Here is a 12,021-nt window from a genome sequence, read left to right on the forward strand (position 1 = left end):
TAAGAAAAATTTTAATTTTTTCTTATTCCTTTTTAATCTTAGGGGATTATACTAGAGTCAATAAAAAACAAACCAAAGGAGAATCCTATGAAATTCAATCCAAATCAAAAGTATACTCGCTGGTCAATCCGCCGTTTAAGCGTAGGTGTGGCTTCCGTCGTGGTTGCCAGTGGTTTCTTTTTGCTAGTTGGACAACCAAACACTGTGCACGCAGATGTTCTCACTTCAACCCCTGCTCAAGTTCTTCAAGTAGATTCATCATCAGTAGAAAAGAATGAGTTGCCTGAGGCAGTTCTGAAAGAAGCTGTAGATTCAGCTCTTCCTGCAAATCAGACGACTCCAACTCCAAAGGAAGTAGTCGATGAGACTAATTCTTCAGACAAGTCTAGCCTAGCTCCTAAGGAAGAAGTTGCAAAACCAAAAGAAGAAGAGTCTGTGTCGGAAGTTAACGAACCAAAAGAAGAAGAAGCTAAGCCAGTGGCAACTCCTGATACAGTTTTAAAACAAGACCGTGAAGCGACTGCTCCTCAATCAGTAACAACTCTAGAGGAAGTTAAAAAAGGCGTTGCTGAGAATACTAAAGATACAGTAGACGTTCCAGCCAGCTACCTAGAAAAAGCGAATGTTCCAGGTCCATTCACAGCTGGTGTCAACCAAGTCATTCCGTATGAAGCTTTCGGTGGCGACGGCATGTTGACGCGTCTCTTGCTCAAATCTTCTGACAAGGCTCCTTGGTCTGACAATGGCACAGCGAATAATCCAGCCCTCTTGCCGCTTGAAGGCTTGGCCAAAGGTCAATACTTCTACGAAGTAGATTTGAACGGCAACACTACAGGTAAAGATGGACAAGCCCTTCTCGACCAACTTCGCACTAACGGAACTCACAGTTACCAAGCTACTGTCAAAGTTTATGGCGCCAAAGACGGCAAACCAGATTTAAGCAATCTTGTTGCGACAAAAAATGTGACGGTTGACATGAATGGCCTTATTTCAAAAGAAGCAGTCAAAGATTCAGTCACAAAAAATATCAAAGACCATATTGATGTCCCAGCTAGCTACTTAGAAAAAGCGAATGTTCCAGGTCCATTCTTGGCAGGTGTTAACCAAGTCATCCCGTATGAAGCTTTCGGTGGCGACGGCATGTTAACGCGCCTCCTGCTCAAATCTTCTGACAAGGCAACTTGGTCTGACAATGGCACAGCTAAAAACCCAGCACTCTTGCCGCTCGAAGGCTTGGCCAAAGGTCAATACTTCTACGAAGTAGACTTAAACGGCAACACGACAGGTAAAGATGGACAAGCCCTTCTCGACCAACTTCGCACTAACGGAACTCACAGTTACCAAGCTACTGTCAAAGTTTATGGCGCCAAAGACGGCAAACCAGATTTAAGCAATCTTGTTGCGACAAAAAATGTGACGGTTGACATGAATGGCCTTATTTCAAAAGAAGCAGTCAAAGATTCAGTCACAAAAAATATCAAAGACCATATTGATGTCCCAGCTAGCTACTTAGAAAAAGCGAATGTTCCAGGTCCATTCTTGGCGGGTGTTAACCAAGTCATCCCGTATGAAGCTTTCGGTGGCGACGGTATGTTGACGCGCCTCTTGCTCAAATCTTCTGACAAGGCTCCTTGGTCCGACAATGGTACAGCTAAAAACCCAGCACTCTTGCCACTTGAAGGCTTGGCTAAAGGCCAATATTTCTACGAAGTGGATTTGAATGGCAACACGACAGGTAAAGATGGACAAGCCCTTCTCGACCAACTTCGCACTAACGGAACTCACAGTTACCAAGCTACTGTCAAAGTTTATGGCGCCAAAGACGGCAAACCAGATTTAAGCAATCTTGTTGCGACAAAAAATGTGACGGTTGACATGAATGGTCTTATTTCAAAAGAAGCAGTCAAAGATTCAGTCACTAAAAATATTAAAGACCATATCGACGTTCCAGCCAGCTACCTAGAAAAAGCGAATGTTCCCGGTCCATTCTTGGCGGGTGTCAACCAAGTCATTCCGTATGAAGCTTTCGGTGGCGACGGTATGTTGACGCGCCTCTTGCTCAAATCTTCTGACAAGGCTCCTTGGTCCGACAATGGTACAGCTAAAAACCCAGCACTCTTGCCACTTGAAGGCTTGGCTAAAGGCCAATATTTCTACGAAGTGGATTTGAATGGCAACACGACAGGTAAAGATGGACAAGCCCTTCTCGACCAACTTCGCACTAACGGAACTCACAGTTACCAAGCTACTGTCAAAGTTTATGGCGCCAAAGACGGCAAACCAGATTTAAGCAATCTTGTTGCGACAAAAAATGTGACGGTTGACATGAATGGTCTTGTTTCAAAAGAAGCAGTCAAAGATTCAGTCACTAAAAATATCAAAGACCATATCGACGTTCCAGCCAGCTATTTAGAAAAAGCGAACGTTCCCGGTCCATTCTTGGCAGGTGTTAATCAAGTCATTCCGTATGAAGCTTTCGGTGGAGATGGTATGTTGACGCGTCTCTTGCTCAAATCTTCTGACAAGGCTCCTTGGTCAGACAACGGCACAGCGAACAATCCAGCCCTCTTGCCACTTGAAGGCTTAGCGAAGGGTCAATACTTCTACGAAGTGGATTTGAATGGCAATACTACAGGTAAAGATGGACAAGCCCTTCTCGACCAACTTCGTGCTAACGGAACTCACACTTACCAGGCTACTGTCAAGGTCTATGGTGCCAAAGATGGCAAACCAGATTTGACAAATCTTATCGCGACTCGTCAAGTAACGATTCAGCTTCGTGGAAAAGGAATGGCTACAATACCATCTCAAGAAGGTCAAATGAATATGAAACCTTCTACAACACCATCTCAAGAAGGTCAGATGAATAAGAAGCCTTCTGCAACAGAATCTATGAGTACAGCTGAGGGTACGAAGGAAGTAGATCATCGCATGACTGATGTGAAGGGGGAACACCCAACTTCTAAGCCGATGGCAGATACGATGAAAAAAAATGATAAGCCTACGTTACCAAAAACTGGTGAAGCTCAAACAGCTACAGCTACCATTGGTTTCTTAGGACTAGCTTTGGCAGGAATTCTTAGTCTTCTAGGTCTGAAAGAAAAACAAAAAGATTAAGGTTCAAATCATTTAAAAATTACTAAAAATAGTGTTATACTAAAGCCAGTATAACACTGTTTTTATCAGGAGATTGGCAAATGGGAAAGACAATTTTACTCGTTGATGATGAGATGGATATTCTAGATATCCAAAAGCGCTATCTTATGCAGGAAGGCTACCATGTTTTAGTGGCTCGAGATGGCGTGGAGGGGTTGGATCTTTTCCGAAAGAAATCTGTTGACCTGATCATCACGGACATCATGATGCCGAATATGGACGGTTATGACTTTATCAGTGAGGTTCAGTATATAGCACCTGATCAGCCTTTTCTTTTTACAACGGCTAAGACTAGCGATCAAGACAAAATTTACGGTTTGAGCTTAGGAGCAGATGATTTTATAGCCAAACCTTTTAGTCCGCGTGAGCTAGTTCTAAGAGTCAATAACATTTTGCGCCGACTGCATCGTGGAGGCGAGATCGAACAAATTGAACTCGGTGATTTGGTGATGAATCATGCGGTTCATGAGGCTCGCATCGGAGAGCATTTTTTGGAATTAACAGTGAAATCCTTTGAACTGCTCTGGATTTTAGCTAGTAATCCTGAGAGAGTTTTTTCAAAGACGGAGCTGTACGAGAAGGTGTGGCAGGAAGACTTCGTAGATGATACCAATACCCTTAATGTTCATATACATGCTCTGAGACAGGAATTGACCAAGTATGCCAGTTCAGACACTCCTGCCGTCAAAACTGTCTGGGGTCTGGGGTATAAAATGGAAGGAGCACGAGGTGGAAAATGAAATTAAAAAGTTACATTCTAGTAGGGTACCTAATTTCTAGCCTACTAACGATTTTACTCGTTTTCTGGGCAGTCCAGCGAATGTTGATTGTAAAAAGCGAGATATATTTCCTAGTTGGAATGACCTTGATTGCTAGTTTTATAGGGGCGGCAGTCAGTCTCTTTCTTTTATCGCCAGTATTTTCTTCCCTTCGGCATCTGAAAAAACAGGCTCAGAATATAGCTGACAAGGATTTTAGTGCAGAGATTGACGCCAAGGGCCCTATTGAATTTCAAGAGTTGGGTCAGGCTTTTAACGATATGTCGCATAATTTGCAAGAAACGTTTGAGTCGCTTGATGAAAGTGAACGAGAAAAGGGAATGATGATTGCCCAGCTTTCTCACGATATTAAAACTCCCATTACCTCTATTCAGGCGACTGTGGAGGGGATTTTAGATGGAGTGATCGAAGAAGAGGAGCAGATTCATTACTTGACCACGATTAGCCGTCAGACAGAGCGTTTGAATAAATTGGTGGAAGAATTGGATGTTTTGACTCTTAATGCCCAGCCTCGAATAGAATCAGATGGAGAAGCTGAAATAGTCTTTCTAGATCAGCTATTGATTGAGGTCATGAGTGAATTTCAACTATTGATTGAGCAAGAGGAGCGAGACATCTACATTCAAGTGTCTCCTGAGTCAGCGAAAATTAAGAGCCATTACGATAAACTTTCTCGTATCTTGGTCAACTTGCTAAATAATGCCTTTAAGTATTCAGACCCTGGAACTAAAATTGAGGTCGTGGCTCAATTAACTGAGCAAATCTTGACAATAAGTGTAAAAGATGAAGGACAGGGTATTGCTCCTGAGGATTTGGATAAGATTTTTAAACGCCTTTACCGTGTGGAAACTTCTCGAAATATGAAGACAGGTGGGCATGGTCTGGGCCTTGCTATTGCGCGTGAATTGGCTCATCAGCTGGGTGGAGAAATAACGGTTGAAAGTCAGTGTGGCCTAGGAAGCACTTTTACATTTGCTCTTAACTTAACATAAATCCCCAATAAGTGATAAACATTTTTGACTCTTGATTTAGCAAAGATAAAACCAAATTCAAGTTTTTTCAAATCGATCTCCCTATTTTTAGGGGGATTTTTATTTTATACTAGAGTCAGAAAAATGATCGAGAGGTTTTTGAAATGGCAACAAGTTTTTTGTTCTTTATTTCTGTTTTTCTGGCGGGGATTCTTTCCTTTTTCTCCCCTTGTATCTTACCGCTGATGCCGGTTTATGTAGGAATCTTGTTAGATGAAGACCAGCCGAGGACGTTCAAGATTCTAGGACGAGAGCTTTCTTGGTATGGGATGGTCAAGACACTCTGTTTTATAGCAGGATTGTCGACTGTATTTTTAGTCTTGGGCTATGGAGCTGGCGCTCTAGGGCAAGTCCTCTATGCCCCTTGGTTTCGCTATATTCTGGGCGGGATTGTCATTCTACTGGGAATCCACCAGATGGGAATCATTAATATCCAGCAGCTGCAAAAGCAAAAGAGCATCCAACTTAAAAAGAATAGTAAAAGAAGTGATTTTCTTAACGCTTTTCTCTTAGGCATCACCTTTAGTTTTGGTTGGACGCCTTGTGTGGGACCTGTTCTGAGCTCTGTTTTAGCAATTGCAGCTTCTGGAGGCAACGGCGCTCTTCAGGGAGGCTTACTTATGTTGGTTTACACACTAGGATTAGCACTTCCGTTTCTAGCCATGGCTTTGGCTTCTGGCTGGGTATTACAGCGCTTTGCCAAACTCAAACCTTATATGGGAACGCTTAAGAAAATCGGCGGTGCACTCATCATTCTCATGGGAATTTTGCTGATGCTAGGAAATCTAAACGCTTTAGCATCGCTATTTGGATAAATATTATATAATTAAAGGAGAAATATCATGAAAAAAATCGCTACCCTTACAATGGCTACTCTTAGTATCTTTGCCTTGGCTGCATGCTCTAGTCAAAAGTCAAATTCAGACATGAAAAAGATGGATGACAGCAGTACGATGAAGAAAGAGGATGTGAAAAAAGACGACATGAAGAAGGAGGATATGAAAGACTCTAGCATGTCTGATGATAAGATGAAAAAGGATGACATGAAGGACTCTTCTATGATGTCCGACAATAAATCCGAAATGAAAAAAGATGACATGAAATCTAGTGATTCAAGTATGAAGGATGATATGAAAGATTCATCTGAAATGTCATCTGAAAAATAAAGTTATCAATAAGGGTGGAAGTCGTCAGTTTTGTCGGCTTTCTCCTTATTTTGAAAGGAAAGAAAATGATGAAGAAACTATCGATTTTGACTGCCAGTCTGCTTTGTGTCGGCTTATTGGGAGCTTGCTCAAATCAGCAAATGAATTCGGAAGCTTCTAAAAATGATAAAAGTTCCATGACTAGTAAGGCAAATTCTAATCAAGCTACAAAGATGGCCAAGGACTTTAGTCTGCGAGGAGTGGACGGCAAGACCTACAAGTTGTCTGATTTCAAAGGCAAGAAAGTCTATCTAAAATTTTGGGCTTCTTGGTGCTCTATCTGTCTATCCACTCTTGGAGATACCAATGACTTGGCTAAGGAGCAGTCTGGAAAAGATTATGTTGTCCTGTCGGTAGTGTCTCCGACTTTTAACGGAGAAAAGTCTGCTGATGATTTTAAGAAATGGTACAAGTCTTTGGATTACAAAGACTTCCCAGTTCTCATGGATACCAAGGGAGAATTACTGAAAGAATACGGTATTCGCTCGTATCCATCTGCTCTCTTTATCAATAGTGATGGCTCACTTGCTAAAACTCATGTGGGCTATATGAGCAAGGAAGATATTGAAAAAACACTGAAAGAAATCAAGTAGAAAGGAGCAATGAACATGGAAGGCAAATGGAAGATTTTTCTGGTTTTGTTTGGCTTGCTTGCCTGTTTTGGTCTATTTTTCTTAATCAAGGGCTCCATGTCTATTAACCCATCTCAGGCCAATATTGAGCAAATTAAGAAAGCCTCTATGAGCAAGACAGAAGTGACTAAACAGAAGAAAGAAGATGTCAAGGAAGAGGACAAGCGGGAGATTTATTTGGCTGGCGGCTGTTTTTGGGGAGTAGAAGAGTACTTTTCTCGCGTGCCAGGTGTAATTGATGCAGTATCAGGCTATGCAAATGGTAAGGGCGACACGACCAAGTATGAATTGGTCTCCCAAACTGGCCATGCCGAGACTGTTCACATCACTTACAATGCCAAGAAAATTTCGCTAAAAGAAATTCTGCTGCATTATTTCCGCATTATTGATCCAACTTCTAAAAACAAGCAGGGAAATGATCAGGGTACCCAGTACCGGACAGGTGTTTATTATAAGGACGAAGCAGATTTGAATACCATCAATCAAGTTTTTGATGAAGTTGCTAAGAAATATGATAAGCCTTTGGCTGTTGAAAAAGAACCTCTAAAAAACTTTATCAAAGCAGAAGATTACCATCAGGATTACCTAAAAAAGAATCCTAATGGATATTGCCATATCGATGTCAATCAAGCTGCTTATCCTGTTATCGAAGCTAGTCGCTATCCTAAGCCTAGCGATGAAGAGATTAAGGCTAAGCTCTCGCCAGAAGAATATGCAGTCACACAAAAGAATGATACTGAGCGGGCCTTTTCTAATCGCTATTGGGATAAGTTCGATGCTGGTATCTACGTGGATGTGGTGACAGGCGAGCCTCTCTTTTCATCAAAGGATAAATTTGATTCAGGCTGCGGTTGGCCGAGTTTCACACGTCCTATCAGTCCGGATGTTGCAACTTACAAAGAAGACAAGAGCTTTAATATGACACGGATTGAAGTTCGCAGTCGTGTTGGAAATTCTCATCTGGGCCATGTTTTCACAGACGGTCCTAAGGACAAGGGCGGCTTGCGCTATTGTATCAATAGTTTGTCAATCAAGTTCATTCCAAAAGCTGAGATGGAGGAGAAGGGCTACGGTTACCTTTTGGATTATGTTTAAGAGCTTTTTTTGATAAAATTTGCTATAATAAATCTAGCTAAAATAAGGAGTTGAATCTTGTGTATTCAATTATGATTGTAGAGGATGAGTATCTGGTAAGACAGGGAATTGCGTCCTTAGTAGACTATGAACAGTTTGGTATGCAGGTCATTGCCCAGGCTGAAAATGGAGTAGAAGCTTGGCAGAAATTTCAGGAAAATCCTGCTGACATCCTGCTGACCGATATCAATATGCCACAGATGAATGGCCTTGAACTGGCCAAGCTAGTCAGGGACCAGGCTCCTAAGTGCCATATCGTTTTCCTGACAGGCTATGATGACTTTGACTATGCTCGGACGGCTATTAAGTTAGGTGCAGATGACTATCTTCTCAAGCCGTTTTCCAAAGATGATGTTGAGGAAATGTTGGCCAAGCTGCAGACCAAACTTGATAAAGAACGCAGAAAAGCCCAGATTCAAAACTTGGTCGATCAGGGGCAGCGCTCTGAGATGGAAGAAGCTATTCATGCACAACTGGCTGATCCAGAATTAAGTCTGAAAAGTTTGGCATTTCAATTGGGGTTTAGTCCATCCTACCTCAGCGTTCTTATCAAAAAAGAGTTAGGCTTGCCCTTTCAAGATTATCTGATTCAAGAGCGGATGAAAAAAGCAAAACTCTTACTCCTGACTACAGATTTGAAGATTTATGAAATAGCAGAGCAGGTAGGTTTTGACGATATGAACTATTTTTCTCAGCGCTTCAAGCAGGTGGTCGGGCTGACGCCTCGGCAGTTTAAAAAAGGAGAGGAGAAATGAAACGCTATCCGCTTCTTATCCAGTTGATTGTCTATATTTTTCTGCTGGTTCTTTTACTCTTAGGGTTTGTTGGAAGTCTTTACTATCAGACTAGCTCGGGGACTATTCGGCAGCTGACAGAGCGGACGACGCGCAATAGCATGGAGCAAAGCGGGCAGTTCATTGCTTCCTATTTGCAAAAATTAAAACAAACCACCTCTACACTGAGTAAGGAAGAAACGATTCGTGAATTTGCTCAGAATCAAGAAAGCAGCGAAACGTCAGTACAGGCTTTGATGAAAACCATTATTGAGACAGATCCGGATTTGGTGTCGGCAGTACTGGTTACCAAGGACGGGCGCGTGGTCTCAACAGATTCTCAAATTAGTATGCAGACATCTTCTGATATGATGAATGAAAAATGGTATCAGGAAGCTGTTCATACCAAAGCCATGCCTGTCTTGACTCCTGCTCGCAAGGAATCTCTGTCATCTGAGAAGGAGAAGTGGGTTGTTTCTGTCACTCAGGAAGTAGTGGATGAAGCAGGGCAGAATCTCGGGGTTTTACGTCTGGATATCGGATATAAGAGTCTCAAAGCCTATCTGGATCAGCTTCAGCTAGGGAAGAAAGGCTTTAGCTTTATTGTCAACAGCCAGCATGAATTTGTCTATCATCCTAAGAAGAGTGTTTATTCCTCTAGTCAGGAAATGAAAGCTATGCAGCCCTATATCTCGGTCAAGGATGGTTACGCAGACCAGAAGCAGGCTTTTGTCTACCAGATTGATATTGCGGAGAGCGACTGGACTTTAATTGGCGTCGCCTCATTAGAGCAATTACAGATGCTTCAGTCACAGATGCTTTATTCTTTTGTGGGAATGGGCGTTTTAGCACTCCTGCTGTGCTTGACTGGTATTTGGTTTGTTCTACGTTTGTGGATTAAACCTCTGCAGAATCTACAGGCTGTTATTCTAAAGATTGGGGCAGGTGACTCAAACCTTCGGGCAGAAGCAAAGGGTTCTCCAGAGTTGGTTGACTTGGCTCAGCAGTTCAACAAAATGCTGGATCAGATTGAACAATTGATGGAAGCTGTCAAGACTGAAGAACAAAATGTCCGACGCTATGAGCTCCGAGCTCTCTCAGCTCAAATCAACCCCCATTTCCTTTATAATACCTTAGATACGATTGTCTGGATGGCTGAGTTTAACGATAGCAAGCGTGTTGTTGAGGTAACAAAATCACTTGCTCAGTATTTCCGCTTGGCGCTTAATCAAGGGCATGAACAGATTTCTCTTAGAGATGAGATTGATCACGTTCGTCAGTATCTCTTTATCCAGAAGCAGCGCTATGGTGACAAGCTCCAATATGAGATTGAAGAGGATGAATCTCTAGCTGATTATAAACTGCCCAAGCTAGTACTTCAGCCTTTGGTCGAAAATGCCATCTACCATGGTATCAAGGAAATTGACCGCCAAGGCATGATTCGGGTGACGTCAGCAGTAGAAGAAGGACAACTGATATTGTCTATCTATGATAACGGCCGTGGCATTGAACTTCAAAAATCAGTGGACAAGACTCTCCCTCGCTTAGGTGGTGTCGGTCTGAAAAATGTCGATCAACGTTTGAGGTTGCAGTTCGGAGACGACTACCATATGGAAATCCACTCCGAACCAGATAAATTCACCCAAATCAGTCTTTACTTGCCGCTAGTAACAGATGCTTAAGTTCGCTAACCTTCAATATTAAAGAGGCTAGGACGAAAGTCCTAGCCTCTCAATTGTCTTTGGATTGTCGAGCAAGACGCAGTGGTTGAGTGGGCTCTACTACGCTGATTTCATCAGCTTTTACAGCCCTACTCAACTGTGCGGAGGTGGGACGATGAAATCGAATTCTAACGAATTACCGATTTCTGTCCCACTCTCTTTTTTACTGTTTAGGAGTAAAATAGTGTTTTTACAGACGGCTTCTCCGATAAATGATACAAAAATGAGGATAGTGTAGCAAAATGTGGAAAAATTTAAATCGTTTGTTATAATAATATTGAAAACACATCTTAAAGGAGGTTGGGATGGAGTCTGGTTTATTTTTTGTTTCGGTCTTTTTGGCTGGAATTCTCTCGTTTTTCTCACCCTGTATCTTTCCCTTGTTACCAGTCTACATAGGGATATTGCTGGATGAAGAAGAGCCTAGAGAAGTCAAGTTTCTGGGCAGAAAGATCGCTTGGACTGGTCTGATCAAGACCTTGTGTTTCATTGCTGGAATTTCTTTAGTTTTCTTTCTACTAGGCTTTGGTGCAGGATTCTTAGGCAGGGTGATTTACGATGAGAAATTCCGTTATCTGATGGGGATTATTATCATTTTGCTCGGAATTCACCAGATGGAGCTGATTAATATCAGGCAGTTACAATTCCAGAAAAATGTGGAATTTAAGAAGAACAGTCGTCGGAATGATTTTCTGTCAGCCTTTTTGCTTGGTATTAGTTTCAGTTTTGGTTGGACGCCCTGTATCGGACCTGTCCTTAGTTCGGTTCTGGCTCTAGCTGCCTCTGGAGGAAATGGAGCTATCCAAGGAGCGCTCCTAACATTGGTTTATACTTTGGGAATGGCTTTACCATTTCTCATCTTAGCTTTAGCTTCTAGCTTCGTTATGCGGTATTTTTCAAAAATCAAACCCTATATGGGGCTAATGAAAAAAATTGGAGGAGCCTTAATCATTTTTATGGGAATCCTTCTCATGCTCGGGCAGTTAAATGCTTTATCAGGAATTTTTGGATAAAAGGAGAAAAAGATGAAAAAAATTCTTTCGCTAGTTGTTGCTTCGATAGCTTTTCTGACACTATCAGCTTGTTCATCTGATGAAAAGGGGATGGATAGTCAAAGCCAGTCCAATACAAGTGTCCAATCGCTGGTTGCGGTTGGACAGGAGGCACCAGACTTTACTCTTCAGTCGATGGATGGAAAAACTGTCAAGCTTTCTGATTACCGTGGGAAAAAAGTCTATCTGAAGTTCTGGGCTTCTTGGTGCGGACCTTGTAAGCGAAGCATGCCAGAATTGGTCGAGTTAGCTGGTAAAAAAGACCGTGATTTTGAAATATTGTCTATTGTAGCACCGGGTCTCCAAGGAGAGAAGTCTGTTGAGGACTTCCCAAAATGGTATCAAGAACAAGGATATAAGGATGTGCCCGTCCTATTTGACACGTCTGGTGCAATCTTCCAAGCCTATCAGGTTCGCAGTATTCCAACTGAAATCCTCATTGATAGCCAAGGAAAAATTGGGAAGATTCAATTTGGAGCAATCAGCAACGAAGAAGCAGAAAAGGCCTTCAAGGAAATGAAATAAAATAAAAAAGAAT

General features: G+C 42.1%; 11 protein-coding genes. All 11 read left to right on the top strand.

Annotated features, from left to right (window positions below):
* The first annotated feature begins 87 nt into the window (after nucleotides 1–87).
* The 11 genes from Q0191_RS10015 to sdbB all read left to right on the top strand — a co-directional run bounded on the left by Q0191_RS10015 (nucleotide 88) and on the right by sdbB (nucleotide 12,008).
* On the top strand, nucleotides 88–3,117 hold the full coding sequence (locus Q0191_RS10015; RefSeq protein WP_297666122.1) for an SSURE domain-containing protein: 3,030 nt from the start codon (nucleotides 88–90) through the stop codon (nucleotides 3,115–3,117).
* 80 nt (nucleotides 3,118–3,197) lie between these two features.
* Nucleotides 3,198–3,896: a response regulator transcription factor gene (locus tag Q0191_RS10020; RefSeq protein ID WP_297666123.1), complete on the top strand. Its 699-nt coding sequence runs from the start codon at nucleotides 3,198–3,200 to the stop codon at nucleotides 3,894–3,896.
* Nucleotides 3,893–4,927: a HAMP domain-containing sensor histidine kinase gene (locus Q0191_RS10025; RefSeq protein ID WP_297666124.1), complete on the top strand. Its 1,035-nt coding sequence runs from the start codon at nucleotides 3,893–3,895 to the stop codon at nucleotides 4,925–4,927. Before Q0191_RS10020 ends, Q0191_RS10025 begins: the two co-directional genes overlap by 4 nt.
* A 143-nt stretch (nucleotides 4,928–5,070) precedes the next feature.
* A complete protein-coding gene (gene ccdA2, locus Q0191_RS10030) occupies nucleotides 5,071–5,781 on the top strand; it encodes a thiol-disulfide oxidoreductase-associated membrane protein CcdA2 (RefSeq protein WP_297666125.1) in 711 nt (236 codons plus the stop codon).
* Nucleotides 5,782–5,808: 27 nt separating this feature from the next.
* On the top strand, nucleotides 5,809–6,132 hold the full coding sequence (locus Q0191_RS10035) for a hypothetical protein (RefSeq protein ID WP_297666126.1): 324 nt from the start codon (nucleotides 5,809–5,811) through the stop codon (nucleotides 6,130–6,132).
* A gap of 68 nt (nucleotides 6,133–6,200) precedes the next feature.
* Nucleotides 6,201–6,764: a TlpA disulfide reductase family protein gene (locus tag Q0191_RS10040; RefSeq protein WP_297666141.1), complete on the top strand. Its 564-nt coding sequence runs from the start codon at nucleotides 6,201–6,203 to the stop codon at nucleotides 6,762–6,764.
* A gap of 15 nt (nucleotides 6,765–6,779) precedes the next feature.
* Entirely contained in the window at nucleotides 6,780–7,898 is a 1,119-nt protein-coding gene (gene msrB, locus Q0191_RS10045) for a peptide-methionine (R)-S-oxide reductase MsrB (RefSeq protein ID WP_297666127.1), read from the top strand.
* Between the two features lie 59 nt (nucleotides 7,899–7,957).
* Entirely contained in the window at nucleotides 7,958–8,692 is a 735-nt protein-coding gene (locus tag Q0191_RS10050) for a response regulator (RefSeq protein WP_297666128.1), read from the top strand.
* Nucleotides 8,689–10,392 (top strand): sensor histidine kinase, encoded by a 1,704-nt coding sequence (locus Q0191_RS10055; protein ID WP_297666129.1) that lies wholly within the window; start codon nucleotides 8,689–8,691, stop codon nucleotides 10,390–10,392. The genes Q0191_RS10050 and Q0191_RS10055 overlap by 4 nt, the downstream gene beginning before the upstream one ends.
* A 344-nt stretch (nucleotides 10,393–10,736) precedes the next feature.
* The gene (gene ccdA2 / locus Q0191_RS10060) at nucleotides 10,737–11,444 is read left to right on the top strand and encodes a thiol-disulfide oxidoreductase-associated membrane protein CcdA2 (protein ID WP_045496866.1); all 708 of its coding nucleotides are present in this window, start codon (nucleotides 10,737–10,739) and stop codon (nucleotides 11,442–11,444) included.
* A gap of 12 nt (nucleotides 11,445–11,456) precedes the next feature.
* Nucleotides 11,457–12,008 (top strand): thiol-disulfide oxidoreductase-associated lipoprotein SdbB, encoded by a 552-nt coding sequence (gene sdbB / locus Q0191_RS10065; RefSeq protein ID WP_015604721.1) that lies wholly within the window; start codon nucleotides 11,457–11,459, stop codon nucleotides 12,006–12,008.
* Nucleotides 12,009–12,021 lie beyond the last annotated feature (13 nt).

Origin of the sequence: uncultured Streptococcus sp. (assembly GCF_938036805.1) — a bacterium.
Lineage (GTDB): Bacteria > Bacillota > Bacilli > Lactobacillales > Streptococcaceae > Streptococcus.